This is a genomic window from Streptomyces sp. NPDC005438, assembly GCF_040606315.1.
In the GTDB taxonomy this organism is placed as follows: domain Bacteria; phylum Actinomycetota; class Actinomycetes; order Streptomycetales; family Streptomycetaceae; genus Streptomyces.
Map to the genome: position 1 here is coordinate 984,027 of NZ_JBEXEP010000001.1, position 21,816 is coordinate 1,005,842.

Annotated in this window: 15 protein-coding genes and 2 tRNA genes; 12 read left to right on the plus strand and 5 right to left on the minus strand. The window is 70.0% G+C overall.

Translation table 11 applies throughout. The features are described 5' to 3' along the window. Positions 1-9 precede the first annotated feature (9 nt). On the plus strand, positions 10-2,589 hold the full coding sequence (pepN, locus tag ABZT14_RS04100) for an aminopeptidase N (protein WP_356296561.1): 2,580 nt from the start codon (positions 10-12) through the stop codon (positions 2,587-2,589). Between the two features lie 84 nt (positions 2,590-2,673). On the opposite strand, the gene pepN (ABZT14_RS04105) is transcribed toward pepN (ABZT14_RS04100), so the two are convergent. Continuing rightward, positions 2,674-5,307 carry an aminopeptidase N gene (gene pepN, locus ABZT14_RS04105; protein ID WP_356296564.1) on the minus strand — a complete coding sequence of 878 codons (2,634 nt, stop codon included), beginning with the start codon at positions 5,305-5,307 and terminating at the stop codon, positions 2,674-2,676. Positions 5,308-5,481: 174 nt separating this feature from the next. On the opposite strand from pepN (ABZT14_RS04105), the gene ABZT14_RS04110 reads away from it, so the two are divergent. Further along, a complete protein-coding gene (locus ABZT14_RS04110) occupies positions 5,482-6,117 on the plus strand; it encodes a DsbA family protein (RefSeq protein WP_356296567.1) in 636 nt (211 codons plus the stop codon). Positions 6,118-6,270: 153 nt separating this feature from the next. On the opposite strand, the gene ABZT14_RS04115 is transcribed toward ABZT14_RS04110, so the two are convergent. Beyond that, positions 6,271-6,912 carry a superoxide dismutase gene (locus ABZT14_RS04115; RefSeq protein WP_356296570.1) on the minus strand — a complete coding sequence of 214 codons (642 nt, stop codon included), beginning with the start codon at positions 6,910-6,912 and terminating at the stop codon, positions 6,271-6,273. 351 nt (positions 6,913-7,263) lie between these two features. On the opposite strand from ABZT14_RS04115, the gene ABZT14_RS04120 reads away from it, so the two are divergent. From ABZT14_RS04120 to ABZT14_RS04130, 3 genes are all read left to right on the plus strand, one after another. Then, on the plus strand, positions 7,264-7,752 hold the full coding sequence (locus ABZT14_RS04120) for a ribose-5-phosphate isomerase (RefSeq protein ID WP_356296573.1): 489 nt from the start codon (positions 7,264-7,266) through the stop codon (positions 7,750-7,752). Positions 7,753-7,797: 45 nt separating this feature from the next. Continuing rightward, complete coding sequence (locus tag ABZT14_RS04125) at positions 7,798-8,646, plus strand: DNA-formamidopyrimidine glycosylase family protein (RefSeq protein WP_356296576.1); 849 nt, start codon at positions 7,798-7,800, stop codon at positions 8,644-8,646. A gap of 185 nt (positions 8,647-8,831) precedes the next feature. Then, entirely contained in the window at positions 8,832-9,944 is a 1,113-nt protein-coding gene (locus ABZT14_RS04130; RefSeq protein WP_356296578.1) for a PP2C family protein-serine/threonine phosphatase, read from the plus strand. Positions 9,945-10,133: 189 nt separating this feature from the next. Here ABZT14_RS04130 and ABZT14_RS04135 read toward each other — a convergent pair whose 3' ends face one another. Continuing rightward, complete coding sequence (locus ABZT14_RS04135) at positions 10,134-11,291, minus strand: acyltransferase family protein (protein ID WP_356296580.1); 1,158 nt, start codon at positions 11,289-11,291, stop codon at positions 10,134-10,136. Between the two features lie 469 nt (positions 11,292-11,760). Between ABZT14_RS04135 and ABZT14_RS04140 the strand changes: the two genes are divergently transcribed. After that, positions 11,761-11,955: a hypothetical protein gene (locus ABZT14_RS04140; RefSeq protein ID WP_356296583.1), complete on the plus strand. Its 195-nt coding sequence runs from the start codon at positions 11,761-11,763 to the stop codon at positions 11,953-11,955. Positions 11,956-12,139: 184 nt separating this feature from the next. On the opposite strand, the gene ABZT14_RS04145 is transcribed toward ABZT14_RS04140, so the two are convergent. Continuing rightward, a tRNA-Gly gene (locus tag ABZT14_RS04145) sits at positions 12,140-12,210 on the minus strand. A gap of 77 nt (positions 12,211-12,287) precedes the next feature. Here ABZT14_RS04145 and ABZT14_RS04150 point away from each other — a divergent pair. The 3 genes from ABZT14_RS04150 (at position 12,288) to clpX (ending at position 15,860) form a co-directional block, all read left to right on the plus strand. Further along, positions 12,288-12,364: transfer RNA gene (locus tag ABZT14_RS04150), tRNA-Pro, on the plus strand. Between the two features lie 107 nt (positions 12,365-12,471). After that, positions 12,472-13,902 carry a trigger factor gene (gene tig, locus ABZT14_RS04155; RefSeq protein ID WP_356296586.1) on the plus strand — a complete coding sequence of 477 codons (1,431 nt, stop codon included), beginning with the start codon at positions 12,472-12,474 and terminating at the stop codon, positions 13,900-13,902. Positions 13,903-14,573: 671 nt separating this feature from the next. After that, complete coding sequence (clpX, locus tag ABZT14_RS04160; protein ID WP_356296588.1) at positions 14,574-15,860, plus strand: ATP-dependent Clp protease ATP-binding subunit ClpX; 1,287 nt, start codon at positions 14,574-14,576, stop codon at positions 15,858-15,860. A 124-nt stretch (positions 15,861-15,984) separates the two neighbouring features. Here the strand turns inward: clpX and ABZT14_RS04165 are convergent, their stop codons facing one another. Then, on the minus strand, positions 15,985-16,971 hold the full coding sequence (locus tag ABZT14_RS04165) for a hypothetical protein (RefSeq protein ID WP_356296590.1): 987 nt from the start codon (positions 16,969-16,971) through the stop codon (positions 15,985-15,987). A 131-nt stretch (positions 16,972-17,102) separates the two neighbouring features. Here ABZT14_RS04165 and ABZT14_RS04170 point away from each other — a divergent pair, with 131 nt between their 5' ends. From ABZT14_RS04170 to ABZT14_RS04180, 3 genes are all read left to right on the plus strand, one after another. Then, complete coding sequence (locus ABZT14_RS04170) at positions 17,103-19,766, plus strand: valine--tRNA ligase (RefSeq protein ID WP_356296593.1); 2,664 nt, start codon at positions 17,103-17,105, stop codon at positions 19,764-19,766. Between the two features lie 169 nt (positions 19,767-19,935). After that, positions 19,936-21,450 (plus strand): folylpolyglutamate synthase/dihydrofolate synthase family protein, encoded by a 1,515-nt coding sequence (locus ABZT14_RS04175; RefSeq protein ID WP_356296595.1) that lies wholly within the window; start codon positions 19,936-19,938, stop codon positions 21,448-21,450. Then, positions 21,451-21,792, plus strand: coding sequence for a DUF4233 domain-containing protein (locus ABZT14_RS04180; protein WP_356296598.1), 342 nt, complete (start codon positions 21,451-21,453; stop codon positions 21,790-21,792). Positions 21,793-21,816 lie beyond the last annotated feature (24 nt).

The window sequence follows — 21,816 nt, forward strand, 5'->3', positions numbered from 1 at the left end:
GACGGGCCGTTGCCTGGCACAAATCTGACCCGCGAGGAGGCGCAGCGGCGGGCTCGGCTGCTCAGCGTCGACTCCTACGAGATCGACCTGGACATCTCCGGCGCGCCCCAGGGCGGGACGTTCCCCTCCCGGACCCTGGTGCGATTCGACGCCGTCGAGGCCGGCTCGACCTTCATCGACCTGATCGCGCCGAGCGTGCGCGAGGTGGTGCTCAACGGGGAGTCCCTGAACGTCGACGAGGTGTTCGCCGACTCCCGCATCGCCCTGGACCCGGTGCGCGAGGGCCGTAACGAACTGCTGGTGGTCGCGGACTGCGCCTACACCAACACCGGTGAGGGACTGCACCGGTTCGTCGACCCGGTCGACCAACAGACCTACCTGTACACCCAGTTCGAGGTGCCGGACGCCCGCCGGGTGTTCGCCAACTTCGAGCAGCCGGACCTCAAGGCCACCTTCCGGTTCACCGTGCGGGCCCCCGAGGGCTGGTCGGTGATCTCCAACTCGCCCACCCCCGAGCCGGAGGGCGACACCTGGAGCTTCGCCCCCACCCCGCGCGTCTCCAGCTACATCACCGCGCTGATCGCCGGGCCGTACCACAGCGTCCACAGCAGCTGGGAGGGCGAGGGGCGCACCGTGCCCCTGGGCATCTACTGCCGTCCCTCGCTGGCGGAGTACCTGGACGCCGAGGCGCTGTTCGACGTCACCCGCAAGGGGTTCGACTACTTCCAGGAGAAGTTCGACTTCGCCTACCCCTTCGAGAAGTACGACCAGCTGTTCGTCCCCGAGTTCAACGCCGGCGCCATGGAGAACGCCGGCGCGGTGACCATCCGGGACCAGTACGTCTTCCGCTCCAAGGTCACCGACGCCGCCTACGAGGCCCGCGCCGAGACGGTGCTGCACGAGCTGGCGCACATGTGGTTCGGCGACCTGGTCACCATGGAGTGGTGGAACGACCTGTGGCTGAACGAGTCCTTCGCCACCTACACCAGCGTGCTCGCCCTCGCTGACGCCCCGGGACTGTGGCCGGGCGCCTGGCAGTCGTTCGCCAACCAGATGAAGACCTGGGCGTACCGACAGGACCAGCTGCCCTCCACCCACCCGATCGTGGCCGAGATCCGCGACCTGGACGACGTGCTGGTCAACTTCGACGGCATCACCTACGCCAAGGGCGCCTCGGTCCTCAAGCAACTGGTCGCCTACGTCGGCCAGGACGAGTTCTTCCGTGGCGTGGCCGCCTACTTCAAGCGGCACGCCTGGGGCAACACCCGGCTTGAGGACCTGCTCACCGCCCTGGAGGAGACCTCCGGCCGGGACCTGAAGACCTGGTCCAAGGCCTGGTTGGAGACCGCCGGGATCAACATCCTGCGCCCCGAGATCGAGGCCGACGACGAGGGCCGCGTCACCTCGTTCGCGGTGCGCCAGGAAGCGCCCGACCTGCCCGAGGGCGCCCAGGGCGAGTCCGTGCTGCGCCCGCACCGCATCGCCATCGGCTCGTACTCCTTCGACCAGCGCGGCTGGCTGCGGCGTACCGACCGGGTCGAGCTGGACGTGGACGGCGACCTGACCGAGGTGCCCCAACTGGTCGGCGCCCAGCGGCCGGACGTGATCCTGCTCAACGACGACGACCTCACCTACGCCAAGGTGCGGCTCGACGAGCGGTCGCTCCACCACGTCATCAGCTCCATCGAGATGTTCGAGGACTCCCTGGCCCGGGCCCTGTGCTGGACCTCCGCCTGGGACATGACCCGCGACGGCGAGATGGCCGCCCGGGACTTCCTCAAGCTGGTGCTGTCGGGTATCGGCACCGAGTCCGACATCGGCGTCGTCCAGTCGCTGCACCGCCAGGTGAAGCTGGCCCTCGACCTGTACGCCGCCCCCGAGTGGCGGCAGGAGGGGCTGGCCCGCTGGTCGGAGGCCGCCCTGGACCACCTGAAGGCGGCCAAGCCGGGCAGCGACCACCAGCTCGCCTGGGCCCGTGCCTTCGCCGCGACCGCTCGGGGCGAGGAGCAACTGAACCTGCTCAGCGCCCTGTTGGACGGTTCCCAGAGCATCGAGGGGCTGACCGTCGACACCGAGCTGCGCTGGGCGTTCCTGGAGCGGCTGGCCGCCACCGGCCGGGTGGACGAGCCGGAGATCGCGGCCGAACTGGGCCGGGACGCCACCGCCGCCGGTGAGCGTCACGCGGCGTCGGCGAGGGCGGCCCGCCCCACCGCCGAGGCGAAGGCCCAGGCGTGGGAGTCGCTCACCGGCGCGGCCGAGGACAGCGCCAAGGCCCTGCCCAACGCGCTGGTGGAGGCCACGGTCGCCGGTTTCGTCCAGACCGACCAGCGCGAACTGCTGACGGACTACACCGGCCGGTACTTCGAGGTGATCAGCAAGGTGTGGGACAGCTGGGGCCACGACATGGCCCAGCAGGTCGTCGTCGGCCTGTACCCCACCCTCCAGGTGGAACAGGCCACCCTGGACGCCACCGACGCCTGGCTGGAGCGGCACCAGCCGCCGGCCGGGCTGCGGCGCCTGCTGACGGAGAACCGTTCCGGGGTGCAGCGGGCGCTGCGCGCCCAGGCGGCCGACGCCGCCAAGGGCTGACGCCGAGCCTCAGGTCCACCGGGGGCCGGCGACCGGACACGTTCCGGTCGCCGGCCCCCGGCCGGTTTCGCTCGACCCGCCCGCTCAGTCGGGCAGTTGGTCGTGACGGCGAGCCCTGAGCGCCCTGGCCAGGTCGTCCCGGGCCTCCAGCACCAGCCGGCGGAGCGCCGGCGCCGAGTCGGGGTGGTCCGCCAGCCAGCCGTCGGTGGCGTCCAGCGTCTCCTGGTCCACCTGGTACGAGGGGAACAGCCCCCGCACGATCGACATGCCGATCTGGATGGAGCGGCGGTTCCAGCAGTCCTCGATCACCTCGAAGTAGCGGGAGGTGTACGGGGCGGTCAGCGCGCGCTGGCTGTCCTGGTGGAAGCCGTCGATGGTGGCCTCCACCAGCGCGTTGGACAACGCGTCGTCCTCCACGACCGCCCGCCAGCACTCGGCCTTGACGTCCGGGTCCGGGCGCGAGGCCAGGCAGCGCACCTGGTGCCGCTGGCCCGAGGCGGTGTCGTCCCGGCGCAGCTCGGCGGCCAGCTCCTCACGGCCCACCCGCCCGTGCGCGGCCAGGGGTTCCAGGATCCGCCAGCGCAGTTCCTGGTCGACCTCCAGCCCGTCGATGCGGGCCCGCCCCTCCAGCAGGCCGGACAGCAGTTGCAGGTCGTGTTCCTCGCTGGCCATCGACACGAAGAACCGTGCCCAGGCGAGCTGGTGCCCGCTGCCGGGCTCGGCCTGCCGTAGCTGGCTCAGCCCGAGTTCGGCCAGCGCCCGCTGGGTCTCCGCGCGTCCGGGGGGAGCGGTGTAGAGGGTCAGGGCGGTACGGGCCCAGGCGTGCAGCATCTGGAGCACGCCGATGTCCGACTCGGAGCCGGAGAACCGGATCACCAGGTCGGTGAAGTCCCGGGCGGGCAGCAGTCCGTCGCGGGTGAGGTTCCACAGCGCGGACCAGCACAGGGCCCGGGCGAGGTGGTCGGTCAGCCCGTCGAGGTGCTGGCGCAGGGTGGCCAGCGAGGCCTCGTCGAAGCGGATCTTGCAGTAGGTCAGGTCCTCGTCGTTGACCAGGACCAGGTCCGGGCGGGGCTGGCCCGCCAGCTCCTCGACCACGGTACGGGTGCCGACCACGTCCACCTCGGCCCGGGCGTAGCGCTCCAGTTCGCCGGAGACCCCGTCACGCCGGTACAGCCCGACCGCGACCCGGTGCGGGCGCAGGGTGGTGTGGGCCTCGGCGAACTCGGCCGGCTGGTGGGCCGGGGGGCTCGCCTCCTGGGCGACGGCCAGCTCCACCACCCGGCCCTCGGAGTCGTAGGCGACCTGCGGGGTGAGGGAGTTGACGCCGGAGGTCTGGAGCCAGGCCCGGCTCCAGGTCCGCATGTCCCGACCGGAGGTCTCCTCCAGTACGGTCAGCAGGTCCTCAAGCCGGGTGTTGCCCCAGGCGTGCCGCTTGAAGTAGCGCCGGGCGCCCTCCAGGAACGCCTCCTGGCCGACGTAGGCGACCAGTTGCTTGAGGACCGCGGCGCCCTTGGCGTAGGTGATGCCGTCGAAGTTGAGCTTGGCGTCCTCCAGGTCGTGGATGTCGGCGGTGACCGGGTGGGTGGAGGGCATCTGGTCCGCGCGGTAGGCCCAGGACTTGCGGTTGTTGGCGAAGGTGATCCACGCGTCGTCGAAGCGGGTGGCCTCCACGGTGGCGAAGGCGCCCATGAAGTCGGCGAAGGACTCCTTGAGCCACAGGTCGTCCCACCACTCCATGGTGACCAGGTCGCCGAACCACATGTGGGCCATCTCGTGCAGGATGACGTTGGCCCGGCTCTCGTAGGCCGCGTCGGTGACCTTGCCCCGGAAGACGAACTCCTCGCGGAAGGTGACACAGCCGGGGTTCTCCATGGCGCCGAGGTTGTACTCGGGCACGAAGACCTGGTCGTACTTGCCGAAGGGGTACGGGTAGTCGAACCGGTCGTGGAAGAAGTCCAGGCCCTGCTTGGTGATGAGGAAGACGTCCTCGGGGTCGAAGTGCTTGGCCAGCCCCCTGCGGCACAACGCGCCCAGCGGCACCCGCAGTTCGGCGCCGTCCGGCAGGGTGCGGCGGTACTCGTCGGTGACCTGGTGGTACGGGCCGGCGATCACCGCGGTGATGTAGGTGGAGATCGGCTCGGAACGGGCGAACCGCCAGGTGGCGGCGGCCCCGCCGTCCCGTGGGGTCGGCTCGCCCAGCTGGGCGCCGTTGCTCAGTACGGTCCACTCGGCCGGCGCGGTCACCTGGAAGTCGAAGGGCGCCTTGAGGTCCGGCTGCTCGAAGTTGGCGAACACCCGCCGGGCGTCGGCCGGTTCGTACTGGGTGTAGAGGTAGGTCTCGCCGTCCTCGGGGTCCAGGAAGTGGTGCAGCCCCTCCCCGGTGCGGCTGTAGGCACAGGCGGCGTCCACCACCAGTACGTTCTCCCCCCGCAGCCCGGGGAGGGAGATCCGGGTGCCGTCGAAGACCCGGTCGACGTTCAGGGACTCGCCGTTGAGGGTGACCGAGTGGACGTGGGGGGCGAGCAGGTCCGCGAAGCTGGACGCCCCCTCGCGGGCGCAGCGGAAGCGGATGGTGGTGGTGGAGCGGAAGGTGCGGGGACCGTTCGCGGGTGGCGGGGCCACCGCGGACCGCAGGTCCAGAGCGACCTCGTACCCGGTCACCTCCAGCAGTGCGGCCCGCTCCCGGGCCTCCTCACGGGTCAGGTTCTCTCCCGGCACGGGTGACTCCCTTGTCTTCGTGATCTTGCTCAGGCTTCGGTCCCACGAGGGGGCTCCGGCGCCCCGACCGCCGTCCAGGATGACATGTGGGCCCGGACGTGTGACCGGTGGGAATGATCGCCCGCGCCCGCGAGTTGGAGGGGGAGGTGATCTGACTCACGAGGAGCGTTTGTCGTGTCTGAACAGTCCGAGAAGACCCCCGCCGACTTCTGGTTCGACCCCGTCTGCCCCTGGGCGTGGATGACCTCCCGCTGGATGCTGGAGGTGGAGAAGCAGCGCCCGGTGCGGGTGCGGTGGCACGTGATGAGCCTGGCGGTGCTGAACGAGAACAACGAGGAGATGCCCGAGCGCTACCGCGAGCTGATGGCCCGGGCCTGGGGCCCGGTCCGGGTGGCCATCGCGGTGGAGCGGCACCACGGGGCGGAGGCCCTGGGCCGCTACTACACCGCCGTCGGCACCCGGATCCACAACGAGGGCGAGAAGGACTTCGCGGAGGCCGTGCGCGGCGCCCTCGCCGAGCTGGACCTGCCCGCCGAGCTGGCGGACGCGGCCGAGTCCACCGACTACGACGAGGAACTGCGGGCCTCCCACTCCTCCGGCATCGACCTGGTGGGCCAGGACGTGGGCACCCCGGTGATCGCCGTACCCGGCGCGGACGGGAAGCAGGTCGCCTTCTTCGGCCCGGTGGTCACCCCCATCCCCCGGGGTGAGGAGGCCGCCCGCCTCTGGGACGGCACCCTGCTGGTCGCCTCCACGCCCGGCTTCTACGAGTTGAAGCGCAGCCGCGACGCCGAGCCGCAGTTCGACTGAGCCGGGAAACCCTGAGGAACCCGAGCGAAACGGGAAGCGGCTCCCCGGGTGTCCCCCGTCCGCCGTGGGGGCGGGCGGAGACCCGGGGAGCCGCTCTCCTGCCGTGGTCGGCCACCACCGCTCAGGGCGGGGGGCCGGCCGGGGACCGTGAGGTCAGGGGGCCAGGAGCAGTTCGTTGCTGCGCTGCTTGGCCGCGGTGTAACGGGCGGCCACGTCCTGCCAGTTGACGACGCCCCACATGGCGTCGACGAAGTCCACCTTCTGGTTGCGGTACTGCAGGTAGAAGGCGTGCTCCCAGGCGTCGAAGACCAGGATCGGGATGGAGCCCTGGCCGACGTTGCCCTGGTGGTCGTACACCTGGTTCACGATCAGCCGCCCGGTGACCGGCTCGAAGGCCAGCACGCCCCAGCCGGAGCCCTGGGTGGTGGCGGCGGCCTTGGACAGCTGCGCCTTGAAGCGGGCGAAGGAGCCGAAGGACTCGGCGATGGCGTCGGCCAGCTCGCCGGTACCGTCCTTCTCCAGCGGCTCGCCACCACCGTCACCGGTCATGTTGTGCCAGTAGATGCTGTGCAGGATGTGGCCGGAGAGGTGGAACGCGAGGTTCTTCTCCAGGCCGTTGATCGCGCCCCACTGGTCCTTGTCGCGGGCTTCCGCGAGCTGTTCCAGGGTGTCGTTGGCGCCCTTGACGTAGGCCGCGTGGTGCTTGTCGTGGTGCAGCTCGATGATCTCGCCGCTGATGACCGGCTCCAGCGAGGCGTAGTCGTACGGGAGCTCGGGGAGGGAGTAAATCGCCATCTTTGAATGCATCGCCCTTCGACGTTTGCCGCATTCTTGCTGGTGGTTGACCTCTTGACGAGGCCGACTTGGTGCGAAGTATTCGCACTCAGACGGTATCAGTCTGAAGGTCGAAAACCGTTGGGCGGCCCGTGCGCTGGCACCTCCACCACCGACACGGCGTCAGCCGACGCTCCGTCGGAAGCGGTGGTACGACTGGCCGGAACCGATCCCCCGGCTGACGTCCCGTCGGGAACCGCCCCCCTCCCCGTACGCCACCGGCCCATCCGGGGGGAGGTGCCGCCGTCCACCGGCGACCGAGGTGGCTCGGGGTGGCGTCCAGGGCGTGTGGACGCCGCATAGACTCGGCCCATGCGCGTGTACCTCGGCTCCGATCATGCCGGCTACGAACTCAAGAACCATCTGGTCGAGTGGCTGAAGGGGGCAGGCCACGAGCCCATCGACTGCGGCCCCCACATCTACGACGCCCAGGACGACTACCCCCCCTTCTGCCTCCGGGCGGCCGAGCGCACCGTCTCCGACGGCGAGGCCTTCGGCGTGGTCATCGGGGGCTCCGGTAACGGCGAGGCCATCGCGGCCAACAAGGTGCGCGGAGTACGCGCGGCACTGGCCTGGAGCGAGGAGACCGCGACCCTGGCCCGGGAGCACAACAACGCCAACGTGCTGAGCATCGGCGCCCGGATGCACCCCACCGAGGACGCGGTGCGGTTCCTGGAGGTCTTCCTGGACACCGCCTTCACCGGTGACGAACGCCATGTGCGCCGCATCGACATGCTCTCCGGCTACGAGATGGCCGGCACCATGCCGCCCATCCCCGAACACCACCCGCACCGCGACTGACCGGCCCAGCGAACCGGCCCCACCCAGCGAAGGAATCCGTCCGCCATGCCCGAGGGACACACGATCCACCGGCTCGCCCAGGACATCGGTGAGCGCTTCGGTGGGTGGCCGGTGCGCACCAGCAGTCCCCAGGGCCGTTTCACCGAGTCGGCCGCACGGCTGGACGGGCGGCCCCTGGTGGAGACCGACGCCCACGGCAAGCACCTCTTCCTGGGGTTCGCCGGTCCTGCCAGCGCCGGTGACCTGGACTGGGTGCACATCCACCTCGGTCTGTACGGCACCCTGCGCTTCGGTACCGGACGACCGCCGGCACCCACCGGCCAGATACGGCTGCGGATGGTCGGCGGCGCCGACCCCGACCAGCCGCCCGCCCACCACGCCGACCTGCGCGGGCCCACCCGCTGCGAGGTGCTCACCGACAAGGAGAAGGCCGGGGTCGGTGACCGGCTGGGCCCCGACCCGCTGCGCGCGGACGCCGACCCCGACCGCGCCTGGTCCCGCATCAGCCGCAGTCGGGTGTCGGTGGCCGCGCTGTTGCTGGACCAGAAGGTGGTCGCCGGGGTCGGCAACGTCTACCGGGCCGAGGTCCTCTTTCGCCACGGCATCGACCCCTACCGCCCGGGACGTGAGCTGACCCGGCGGGAGTGGGAGGAGGTGTGGGCCGACCTGTGCGCGCTGATGCGCCAGGGGGTGCGGGACAACCGCATCGACACCGTACGGCCCGAGCACACCCCGGAGGCGATGTCCCGGGCGCCCCGGGTCGACGACCACGGGGGAGAGGTGTACGTCTACCGCCGTGCCCGTCAGCCCTGCCACGTCTGCGGGGCGGAGGTGCGTACCGCCGACCTGGCGGCCCGCAACCTGTTCTGGTGCCCCGACTGCCAACGTCGCTGAGCGCCCAGGACCGAACAACCGTCGGGACGTTGGAGAGTGGGAGCGAGTACGGCGCCCCCGAGCGGCATCCGACGGCACCCTCTCGGACTCGATACCGCAACGGGAATCGACGTGCCACCGAACGGTGGATAAGGTCCGAAGCCATGTGGGTAGGTCGGGCGGGGTCCGCTCTGCGGACGACACGGATGCGGGGGCGCAAGGCGCTCCACCGGGTCCGCGTCACCGTGCGCCGATCCGCCGTCGACTACTTCCGGGGTGGCGGTTCCGACTGGGCGGCCCTCACGGTCCTGCTGCTGACCATCCCCGCGCTCTCCTACGCCACCACCCGCAACCCCCTGATCTTCGCGCCCGAGGCGCTGGTGCTGCCCATCGTGGCCGGCGGGCTGCTGCTGCGTCCGGCCAGCCTGGTCGCCCTGTACACCGTGGCGGCCAGTGCCCTGATGGTCGAGGCGTGGGTGCTCGGCCCCTACACCGACGGCGCCGGACGGGTAACTCCCGGAACCATCCTGGTCGTTGCCGCGGTGGGCCTGTCCGGGCTGCTGATCGCCCAGTTCCGCAGCCGGGTCGGGGTGCCGTGGCGACGCGGCGGCACCATGCTGTTCGACCTCAGGGAACGCATCCGGGTACAGAGCAAACTCCCACCCCTGCCCAGGGGTTGGCACCGTGAGATGTCGCTCCGGCCGGCGGGCGGCCAGTCCTTCTCGGGCGACTTCGTGGTGGCCGCCCGTACCGGCCCCGCCCGGGAGCGGCTGGAGATCGTGCTCACCGACGTGTCCGGCAAGGGCATGGACGCCGCCTCGCGCGCCCTGCTGTTGTCCGGGGCCTTCGGGGGGCTGCTGGGCTCGTTGCCGCCCAGGGAGTTCCTGCCCGCGGCCAACGGCTACCTGCTCCGTCAGGAGTGGCAGGAGGGGTTCGCCACCTCCGTCCACCTCGTACTGGACCTGAACACCGGAAACTACGAGCTGTACTCGGCCGGACACGTACCGGTCATGCAGCTGAACAGCAACACCGGCCGCTGGGAGGAGAAGGCCCCCGAGGGGCCCCTGCTGGGCGTCTACGACGGGGCCGAGTTCGAACCCCTCAAGGGCACCCTCGGCCGGGGTGACGTACTGATGCTGTTCACCGACGGTCTGGTGGAGACCGCTGACCGGGATCTGAGCGAGGGCATCGACCGGCTGGTCGGGGAGGCCGACCACTACGTCTCCTCCGGGTTCGCCGGCGCCGCCTGGCACCTGATCGAGGCGGTGGCCCGGGACGTCAACGACGACCGTGCCCTGCTGTTGCTCACCCGCTCCTGAGCCGGCTGCCCCGCCGCCCCCCTCCCCGACGGCTCCGTCCGTCCAGCCTCCGCTGACGGGTGCCCGGCCCACGGGGGCCCGAGCCGGGCGGGGACGGAACCGGCCCGTGACAGCCGTGTGGCCCGGAGAGCGAACTCTCCGGGCCACGAACGGGTCGGTCCTCAGTGGGTGCGCGCGGACGGGCGAGGGTCAGCGACCCGCCTTGGCGCGTTCCTTCGCCAGCTGGGCGGCGTCCCGCTTGAACGCCCACTCCATCTTGGGCTCCATGACGAAACGGAAGGCCCGTTGTACCGGAGTGGTGCACAGCGCCGTGATCACCGAAGCGGCGATCAGGGTGACCGCTATGGCACCCATCGGGGTGTGCACCCAGGCCACGTCGTACCAGTCCCAGAAGCGGGAGCCCTTGGCCAGGAAGCCGTGCAGCAGGTAGCCGTAGAGCGTGCCGGCCCCCAGCAGGGTGAACCACATGTGTCGGCGGGGCACCCAGGCGAGGAAGCAGGCCACCAGCACCATGGAGCAACCGAACAGGGCCACCGTCATGATGCCGCCGGTCCACCAGGGGGCACCCAGCTCCTGGGCGCTGTCCCTGCGGTAGAACCAGGCGGCGGTCATCCGAGGAGCCGCCCAGTAGGCGAACAGCATGGCCACGGCGAAGACCGGCAGCGACAGCCAGCGGGCCCGCCACGTCTGGACCAGCTTGAAGTGCTCCGGCTTGAGGAACAGCCCGACCACGAAGAACGGCATGAACTGCAGGACCCGCTGGAGGTCCAGGTCGTCACCGATGTCCTCGGACACCGAGGCCAGTACGGCGATGGCCAGGGCCAGCGGGATCGGCCAGCGGACCATCTTCCACACCGGGGTGGTCAGCCGCCAGATGAACAGGGCGGCCAGGAACCAGGTGAGGTACCAGGGGTCCAGCAGCGACACCGGGTAGCCCGGGTCGTCGTTGGCCCAGCGTTTGAAGAGGGTGTAGGCGACCTCGAAGACCACGTACGGCACCGCGATGCCCGTGATCAGCCGCTTGATCTGGTGCGGCTTGCCCTCGAAGCTGCGTGAGAAGTAGCCGGAGATCAGAATGAACGCCGGCATATGGAAGGTGTAAACGACGAAGTAGAGAGCTGAGGCGGCCCTGGACTCGTCGCGCAGCGGCTCCCAGGCATGGCCCAGGGCAACCAGCACGATCGCCAGATACTTGGCGTTATCGAAGAAGGCGTCGCGCTGTTTGCCGTCCTTCGTCTTGCCGGACCGCCGTCCCCTTCGTTGGGCCGTCGCGTCGGACGCCTCCCGCGGAGCTTCCTCGTCCTGCGCGGGCGGAAGGGGGGCTCGCTCATAACCGGCGTGCAACATCTGCCGCACCATAGCGTTGAACCCCGTTGCTCGTAAATTCTTCGCTGTCGTCGGTTCGACTACCCCGGGCGGCACCCGCCATGCCTTCGGCAAACGCCTTGGCCCGTGTGCAACTGCCCACGTACCGCCGCTGGTTATGGTGCCCTGACAGGGATTCTGCGGGCAAAGTGCCTGTTCCGCATCCCCAGGTCCACCAATCGGGCAGCAGGTCTACGAAGTGCTTTCGCGAATTCACCCAGAGTGATCAGTGGTGGTCGGGGCGGCATAGGTCGGAATTGTCGGCCGTCCGGGCGTCGGATGTGATGTTCGCCTTCTCCCGCTTTGTGGCTCGCGCGGGCACCGCGAAACGCCCATCAGGCCCTGCGCGGGCGTTAGTTGGTGGCACGATGGTGGAACGATGGTGGTGGTTCCGGGGAGTTGGCGCATGAGCCCGGGGCCAGGAGTTTGTCGACCGAGGGTGTGATCAGTTGTGGCCATCTCGATCTCAGCGGTGGTTCTGTTGGCGGTCGTCCTCGTCGTGATGGTCCGCGGCGGAGCGATCAAGCCCGGGCCGGCCGCGGTCGCGGTGCTGTTCGGCTTCTTCCTGGCGTCCACGGGCATGGCCCCGACCATCAACAACTTCCTCAACTCGGTCGCCGAGACCATCAACAACATCCGCTTCTGACGCGCGGCCGACCCGCCGCCCACCACCCCTACGGCCAACTCGGCGGTCGGGGACCCTGGTTGACCGTTCTCCGTCCGCGCTCGGCGCCTGGTGGGCGGTCGGCCCCTCTTTCTGCGTTTGGTTTGGACGCCCAAGCCAAAAAGCTCAGGACCCGTGCCTGAGCACGGGTCCTGAGCGTGAACGGAGCGGGCGACGGGAATCGAACCCGCGTAGCTGGTTTGGAAGACCAGGGCTCTACCATTGAGCTACGCCCGCTTGTGGCCCCGGATCGGGATGACGATCACCGCGGCACGGACTGCATCGTACGGCATGTACGCTACGTCTCGCACCGACGGGGTGTGGCGCAGCTTGGTAGCGCGTCCGCTTTGGGAGCGGAAGGTCGTCGGTTCGAATCCGGCCACCCCGACCACGTAGTATGACAACGCGCGTGCCTGTGTCGTGTCCGCTTGAGTACGAGTCGCATACGGGGCGCCCCCTCTTTTGAACCCTTTGCAGCCAGCCCCAAGGAGATCGACCGTGAAGAGCGCCGTGGAGAACCTGGACCCGACTCGGGTTCGGCTCACTGTGGAGGTGCCCTTCGAGGAGCTGAAGGAAAGCCTCGACGCGGCGTACAAGAAGATCAACCAGCAGGTCACGGTGCCTGGCTTCCGCAAGGGCAAGATCCCGGCTCGGGTGATCGACCAGCGCTTCGGCCGGGGTGCCGTGCTGGAGGAGGCCGTCAACGACGCGCTGCCCAGGCTCTACCAGAGCGCCGTCGAGGAGGGTGAGCTGAGCCCGCTCGGTCAGCCCGAGGTGGACATCACCGAGCTGAAGGACAACGAGCTGCTCTCCTTCACCGCCGAGGTGGACGTGCGGCCGGCGCTGGAGATCCCGGACTACTCCGGTATCGAGGTGACCGTCGACGCGGTCGAGGTCACCGACGAGAACGTCGACGAGGCCGTGACCCAGCTCCGTGAGCGCTTCGCCACCACCACCGTCGTGGAGCGGGCCGCCGCCGAGGGCGACGTGGTGAAGATCGACCTTGAGGCCAAGGTCGACGGCGAGGTCCTGGAGGACGGTGTCGCCAAGGGCTTCGACTACACCATCGGTTCCGGCGACCTGCTGGACGGCATCGACGAGGCCGTCACCGGCCTGGAGGCCGGCGCCAGCACCACCTTCACCTCCGAGCTGAAGGGCGGCTCCGCCGCCGGTAAGGAGGCGGAGATCAAGGTGGACGTGATCAGCGTCTCCGCCCGCGAACTGCCCGAGCTGGACGACGACTTCGCCCAGCAGGCCAGCGAGTTCGACACCATCGAGGAGCTGCGCCAGGACAGCCGCAAGCGGCTGGAGCAGTCCAAGAAGTACGAGCAGGCCACCGCCGCCCAGGAGAAGGTGCTGGACGCGCTGATCGAGCTGGTCGAGGTCCCCGTCCCGCAGAAGCTGCTGAACGACGAGATCGAGACCCGCAAGCACAACCTGGTGAACCACCAGCTGGCCCAGATGGGCATGGACCTGGCCACCTACCTCAGCCTCCAGGAGAAGTCCGAGGAGGACTTCGACAACGAGCTGAGGGAGCAGGCGGAGCGGGGCATCAAGACCCAGTTCGTCCTGGACGAGCTGGTCAAGGAGGAGAAGCTCAACGTCAGCCAGGAAGAGCTGACCGAGCACCTCGTCCGTCGTGCCCAGTCCTCCGGCATGAGCCCGGACCAGTTCGCCCAGGCCGTGGTGGAGAGCAACCAGGTGCCGATGCTGGTCGGCGAGGTCTCCCGGGGCAAGGCCCTGGCCACCGTGGTGGAGAAGGCCAAGGTCACCGACTCCAACGGTGAGGTCGTCGACCTGGAGGACGACGAGGACACCGAGGACGCCGAGGTCGTGGAAGCCTCCTCGGACGACTCCGCGACGGAGGAGGCCGACAAGGCCGAGTCCGCCGACAAGGGCGACAAGAAGGCCGAGAGCGCCGACAACTGAGCCGGCTGACAGGGGGAGTTCGGCCTCGGGCTGACGGCTCCGGGGCCACCCGGAACTCCCTAGTTCCGTTCGGATTCGCCGAGGGCCCGTGTGTGGACGCACGCGGGCCCTCGGCCTTTCTCCGCCGGCTCCTCGTCGGCCTTCGGCACGGGGTGACCGGCCCGGTCGGAGCCCCTGCGCTGAAAGCGAACAGTACGGGCTCCGTTGGCCGGTTCCATGCCGCTGGTGTGGGGGACCGGAAGGACCCAGGTTGCCGGATTCGGGGTCCTCGTACTCCATGGCGGACGGCTCCCGTGCTCTGTGCGGAGGCCTCTGACCAGGGGATACGTTGCCCTTCCCGGCGATCTTCCCGGGGGTGGGCCACCGAGGGTGAGCGGGCCCGGTGTGGAGGGTCCGGCAACGACATCGAGCCCCCGCCCGGTCCACGCGACCCCGGCCACCCTGGCGTACCGTCTCCTGATCGGCCGTTCACGTTCCGGGGCCTAGGACCGGGGCTCGGGCGGTGTACTGAACTCTGCATCTGCCCCACTCGTGAGGCGCGACCCTGGCTACCGATCGGATCGCGTCCCGCCAAGGGGGGCCCACTCCGGGGGTCGGGCAAGGTACCGTCGGAGTGCACGTACCTCGGTTCGTCGAGGCTCGACGGATCCCAGGCGAAGGGGAAGCACCTCGTGGCACGCATCGGTGATGGCGGCGATCTGCTCAAGTGCTCGTTCTGCGGTAAGAGCCAGAAGCAGGTGAAGAAGCTCATCGCGGGTCCCGGCGTCTACATCTGTGACGAGTGCATTGACCTGTGCAATGAGATCATCGAGGAGGAGCTGGCCGAGTCCTCCGAGGTGCGCTGGGACGACCTTCCCAAGCCCCGGGAGATCTACGAGTTCCTGGAGAGCTACGTCGTCGGCCAGGAAGCCGCCAAGAAGGCGCTCTCGGTGGCCGTCTACAACCACTACAAGCGGGTCCAGGCCGGCGAGAACGGCGGCCCGCAGGGGCGGGACGACGCCATCGAGCTGGCCAAGTCCAACATCCTCCTGCTGGGCCCCACCGGTTCCGGCAAGACGCTGCTGGCCCAGACCCTCGCCCGGATGCTCAACGTCCCCTTCGCCATCGCCGACGCCACGGCCCTCACCGAGGCCGGGTACGTCGGCGAGGACGTGGAGAACATCCTGCTGAAGCTGATCCAGGCCGCTGACTACGACGTCAAGAAGGCCGAGACCGGCATCATCTACATCGACGAGATCGACAAGGTCGCTCGTAAGAGTGAGAACCCCTCGATCACCCGGGACGTCTCCGGGGAGGGCGTGCAGCAGGCGCTGTTGAAGATCCTGGAGGGCACCACCGCCTCGGTGCCACCGCAGGGCGGGCGCAAGCACCCGCACCAGGAGTTCATCCAGATCGACACCACCAACGTGCTGTTCATCGTGGGCGGTGCCTTCGCGGGTCTGGAGAAGATCATCGAGTCCCGCGCGGGCGCCAAGGGCATCGGCTTCGGCGCCAACATCCGCTCCAAGCGGGAGATCGAGGCCAGCAACCAGTTCGAGGAGGTCATGCCGGAGGACCTGGTGAAGTTCGGGATGATCCCGGAGTTCATCGGCCGCCTCCCGGTGATCACCTCGGTGCGCAACCTCGACCGTGAGGCGCTGCTGCAGATCCTGATGGAGCCGCGCAACGCCCTGGTGAAGCAGTACCAACGACTCTTCGAACTCGACGGTGTGGAACTGGACTTCGACCGGCCGGCCCTGGAGGCCATCGCCGACCAGGCCATCCTCCGTGGCACCGGGGCCCGAGGGCTGCGGGCCATCATGGAGGAGGTCCTCCAGTCCGTGATGTACGAGGTGCCCTCACGCAAGGACGTGGAGCGCGTGGTCATCACCGAGGAGGCCGTCCACTCCAACGTCAACCCCACCCTGGTGCCGCGCAACCGCGGCGACGACCACAGGCGGCACGAGAAGAGCGCCTGAGCGCTCCGAGGTGCCCGGGTGGGCCGCGAAGTGCCCACCCCGCTACCGGAGTTCGGCGCACCGCCGAGGAGTACGACGAGGGGCCAGCCGCACCGGCCGGCCCCTCGATCCGTGTCCGGGTCCCTCAGCGGGCGACCCGTATCTCCCGACGTAGTTCGGTGGCCTTCCGCGCGCCCTCGGCCAGCGAGGGCCCCGGGGAGCCGGCCGGGGTCTCCGCCACGTACAGCACCGCGTTGAGGGTGTGGGCGTCTCCCCACACGCACACCGGCATCGCCTCGTCCCGGCTGGCCGAGGTGGAGCTGCGCATCAGCTGGCACTTCATCACGCCGTCACCCAGCCCGGCCGGGTGCTGTGGTTCGGGACGGTCCACCATGGGCGTTCGGCCGCCCGCGTTCTCGTTGAGCTTGGCGAAGTAGAGGTCCACGGCGGAGTCGGGGTCGGCCACCCGCCCCCAGTAGCCGTTGACGACCACGGCCCTGCGGTCACCTTCGGCGGCCGGCTCGGTGAGGGCCACCGTCTCGGTGTCGTCCCCCGTGCCGCCGTCTGTGCTGCCGTCCGTGTCACCCTCCGGGCCGTCCTCCTCGGGGGCCGTCCCGTCCGGGGGTACGCGGAGCGCGGCGTTGGCGTAGGTGCCCTCGATCTGGTGGGAGTCCCGCACACCGAGCAACGGGCCCTCCTCCTCGGGCAGGTGGAGCCGGCTGTTCTCGTTCTTCACGTCCTTCCGGGTGAACTCGCTCAGCACCCGGGACTTGAGGACCAGCTTGTACCGTTCGGCGCCGGCCACCCGCTCCCGCCGACTCCCGTCCCCGTCACCGCCGTTGCCCTCCTCGTCGCCCGCGCCCACGACCAGCAGTGCGGCCACCAGGACGCCGGCCAGCCCCAGGACCCCGAGGGCCACCGCGAGGCCCCGACCCCGACCGCCCCGGCCCGGCGGGGGAGGGCCGGGCTGACCGTAGGGGCCGGGTGGGTAGCCACCGCCGCCGGGGGCCTGGCCGTACGGCGGGGGGCCGTAGGAGGGCTGGGCGTAGGGGTTGGGCTGGGCCGGTGGCGGGTGGCCGTAGGGCCCCGGCTGCTGTCCGTACGGGCCCGGTGGCGGCTGCTGAAAGCTCATGGTCCTGAATCCCCTCCTGTGCGGGAACCTGCTGCCCGCGTACCCCATCCTCCCCAAGAGGGTGCCCGCCCGTCCTCGGTGCGGTGAAACCGGTTCGAGTGCGCCGTACCGCCGCCCGTACACTGAGCGCCGTGACCGAGAACACTCAGCAGAGCCCGGCCTCCCGACAGGCCGCGCCATCGAACGGCAACCCCTCCGCACTACCGACTCAGTACGCACCGGCTGAGGTAGAGGGGCGGCTGTACGAGCGCTGGGTAGAACGGGGCTACTTCGAGGCCGATCCCAAGAGCCCCAAGGACCCGTACATCATCGTCATCCCGCCCCCGAACGTCACCGGAAGCCTGCACCTGGGGCACGCCTTCGAGCACACGCTCATCGACGCGCTGACCCGGCGCAAGCGGATGCAGGGGTACGAGACCCTCTGGCAGCCCGGCATGGACCACGCCGGCATCGCCACCCAGAACGTGGTCGAGCGCGAGCTGGGCAAGGAGGGCAAGTCCCGGCACGACCTGGGCCGGGAGGCCTTCGTCGAGCGGGTCTGGGAGTGGAAGGCCGAGTCCGGCGGGCAGATCCTCGGACAGATGCGGCGGCTGGGCGACGGAGTCGCCTGGTCCCGCGAGCGGTTCACCATGGACGAGGGGCTCTCCCGCGCCGTCCAGACCATCTTCAAGCGGCTCTACGAGGACGAGCTGATCTACCGCGCCGAGCGGATCATCAACTGGTGCCCCCGCTGCCTCACCGCGATCTCCGACATCGAGGTCGAGTACACCGAGCAGGACGGCGAGTTGGTGTCCATCCGCTACGGCGAGGGTGACGCCTCCATCGTGGTCGCCACCACCCGGGCGGAGACCATGCTCGGCGACACCGCGATCGCGGTGCACCCCGAGGACGAACGCTACGCCCACCTGGTGGGCACCGAGATCGAGTTGCCGCTCACCGGCCGCCGTATCCCGGTGGTGGCCGACGCCCACGTGGACCCCGAGTTCGGCACCGGCGCGGTCAAGGTCACCCCGGCCCACGACCCCAACGACTTCGAGATCGGTCAGCGCCACGGCCTGCCCAACCTCACGGTGATGGACGAGCACGCGGTGATCACCGCCCCCGGCCCCTTCGAGGGGCAGGACCGGTTGGAGGCGCGCTCGGCCGTGGTCGGCGCGCTGCGGGCCGAGGGCCGGGTGGTGGCCGAGAAGCGGCCCTACGCCCACTCCGTCGGTCGCTGTTCGCGCTGCAAGACCACCATCGAGCCCCGGCTGTCCCTGCAGTGGTGGGTGAAGGTCGGACCGCTGGCCGAGGCCGCCGGCGACGCGGTGCGCGACGGGCGGGTGGCCATCCACCCCAAGGAGATGGAGTCCCGGTACTTCGGCTGGGTCGACAACCTCCACGACTGGTGCATCTCCCGCCAGCTGTGGTGGGGGCACCGCATCCCCGTCTGGTACGGCCCGGCGGGCGAGGTGGTGTGCGTCGGCCCCGACGAGGAGCCACCCAGCGGCGAGGGCTGGCGGCAGGACGAGGACGTCCTGGACACCTGGTTCTCCTCCGGCCTGTGGCCCTTCTCCACACTCGGCTGGCCCGACCGGACCGAGAGCCTGGAGCGGTTCTATCCGAACTCGGTCCTGGTCACCGGATACGACATCCTCTTCTTCTGGGTCGCCAGGATGATGATGTTCGGGCTGTACGCGATGGACGGCACCCCGCCGTTCCACACCATCGCCCTGCACGGCATGGTGCGCGACCAGTTCGGCAAGAAGATGTCCAAGTCCTTCGGCAACGCGGTCAACCCGCTGGACTGGATGGACTCCTACGGGTCGGACGCCCTGCGCTTCACCCTCGCCCGGGGCGCCAACCCCGGGGTGGACGTCCCGATCGGCGAGGACTGGGTCCAGGCGTCCCGTAACTTCGCCAACAAGGTCTGGAACGCCACCCGGTTCGCCCTGATGAACGGGGCGACCGTGGAGGGCCCGCTGCCCGACACCGGGGAGCTGTCCGCCACCGACCGCTGGATCCTGTCCCGGCTGAACTCGGTGGTGGCCGAGGTCGACGCCCACTACGAGGACTACCAGTTCGCCAAACTCAGCGACGCCCTCTTCCACTTCGCCTGGGACGAGGTGTTCGACTGGTACGTGGAACTGTCCAAGACCACCTTCCAGCGCGGCGGCCGTCCGGCCGAGGTGTCCCGCCGGGTGCTGGGAGAGGTCCTGGACACCACCCTGCGGCTGCTGCACCCGGTGATCCCCTTCGTCACCGAGACCCTGTGGACCCACCTGACCGGGGGCGAGTCCCTGGTGATCGCGGACTGGCCGGAGGACACCGGTTTCCGTGACCCCGCCGCCGAGGCCGAACTGGCCCTGCTGCGCCAGGTGATCACCGAGGTCCGACGGTTCCGTGCTGACCAGGGGCTCCAGCCCGGCCAGCGGGTTCCCGCCCGGATCGTGGTCGACCGGGACGCCGAACAGGGCCTTCCCCTGGACGCCCACGAGGAGGCCATGCGGTCCCTGCTGCGCCTGGAGCCCGAGGGCGAGAGCTTCAGCGCCACCGCCTCGCTGCCCATCGCTGGCGTCGAGGTGGCCCTGGACCTGTCCGGCGCCATCGACTTCGCGGCCGAACGCAAGCGCCTCACCAAGGACCTGGCGGCGGCCGAGAAGGAGCTGAAGCAGACCTCGGCCAAGCTCGGCAACGAGGGCTTCCTGGCCAAGGCTCCCGAACAGGTGGTGGAGAAGATCCGGGACCGCCAGGCCGTGGCGGAGGCCGAGATCGCCCGCATCAGGGACCAGTTGGAGCGTCTGCCCGAGGGCTGAGCCCCTCCGGGCGTCCACGCCCGGCCGCGACAGCGGCAACACCGCCCGCCCCGGGGTCGCGGAACCCCGGGGCGGCGCGCTGGGCGTCCCGGTACCCCACGACTCCGGGAGCCCGCTTCGGGCGGGACCCGGGGCCGAGGGTGCGGTGGCACTCCGTAGACTGGGCAGGGTGAGCGACAGCCCCCACTCCGATGTCCCAGACCCGGACTCCTTCGAGGAGATCGTCGGCGCCGAGGCCGACCGAGACCCCGATCTGGCGGTGATCGAGGCGGGGAGCCGAACCCTCCGCGCCCAGGCCGGTCCACCGCCCTCCGACCTGCTGCCCGGCCGGCCGACCGACCCCGAGCTGGACCGCGAGCTGCGGCAGGTCGAGGCCGAGCTGATGAGCCGCTGGCCGGAGACCAAGCTGGACCCCTCCCTGGTGCGCATCCAGGCGCTGATGGAGGTGCTGGGGGACCCGCAGCGGGCGTATCCGTCGATCCACATCACCGGCACCAACGGCAAGACCAGCACGGCCCGGATGATCGAGGCGCTGCTGTCGGCCTTCGAGCTGCGCACCGGCCGCTACACCAGCCCGCACGTGGAGATCGTCACCGAGCGCGTCAGCGTGGACGGGGCGCCCGTCTCGGTCGAGCGGTTCCTGGAGACCTACCGAGACATCAGGCCGTACCTGGAGATGGTGGACGCCTCCCAGGAGCACCGGCTGTCCTTCTTCGAGGTGCTGACCGGCATGGCCTACGCCGCCTTCGCCGACGCCCCGGTGGACGTGGCCGTGGTCGAGGTCGGCATGGGGGGCACCTGGGACGCCACCAACGTGATCGACGCCGGCGTCGCCGTGGTGACCCCCATCGACCTGGACCACACCGCGCGCCTGGGCGACACTCCCGGCGCCATCGCCCGGGAGAAGTCCGGCATCGTCAAGCAGGACGCCACCGTCGTGCTGGCCCAGCAGCCGGTCGAGGCGGCCTCGGTGGTGTTGAAGCGGGCGGTCGAGGTGGACGCCACGGTGGCCCGCGAGGGCATGGAGTTCGGGGTGGCCTCCCGCGAGGTGGCCGTGGGCGGACAGCTGTTGACGCTGCGCGGTCTGGGCGGGGAGTACGAGAACGTCTTCCTGCCGATGCACGGCGCCCACATGGCGCACAACGCGGCGGTGGCGCTGGCCGCGGTCGAGGCCTTCTTCGGCGTCGGTGCGGAGTCCTCGCGTTCCCTGGACGTGGACGTGGTCCGCACCGCCTTCGCCTCGGTCTCCTCGCCGGGCCGACTGGAACTGGTGCGGTCCAGCCCCCCGGTGCTGCTGGACGCCGCGCACAACCCCGCCGGGGCGCGGGCGACCGCCGAGGCGGTGACCGAGGCGTTCGGCTTCAGCCGGCTGGTCGGGGTGGTGGGCCCCAGCGGTGACAAGGACGTACGGGGGCTGCTGGAGGCCTTCGAGCCGATCCTCGCCGAGCTGGTGGTCACCCGTAACTCCACCACCCGGGCCATGGACGTGGACGAGCTGGCGGGGGTCGCGGTGGAGGTCTTCGGGGAGGAACGGGTGCGCGTCGAGCCCCGGTTGGACGACGCGGTGGAGGCCGCGATCACCCTGGCCGAGGAGGAGGACGAGTACGCGGGCGCGGGAGTGCTGGTCACCGGGTCGGTGATCACCGTGGGCGAGGCGCGACTGCTGCTCGGGGGGCGGCGCTAGATGCGGACCCTGTGCGCCTCCACCCTGATCGGGGAGTTCTTCGTCATCGGCTTCGCCGGCCTGGTGGCCATGCGGACCAGCGAACTGTCCACGGGCACCATCTGGACGGTCAGCGGTGTGGCCATGGCCCTGTGCGTACTGCTGTGCGGGGTGCTCTCCCGTCCGGGGGCGGTGCCCCTGGGGTGGGCGCTCCAGGTCGGGTTGGTGGCCAGCGGTCTGATCGTGCCCACCATGTTCTTCCTGGGCGCCTGCTTCGCGGGACTGTGGTGGGCATCGCTGCACTACGGGCGGCGGATCGACGAGGCCAAGGCACGTGCCGGGGCCGAGCCTGACACTGCGTGAGAGAGGTGTCGCGGTTCCGTGTAG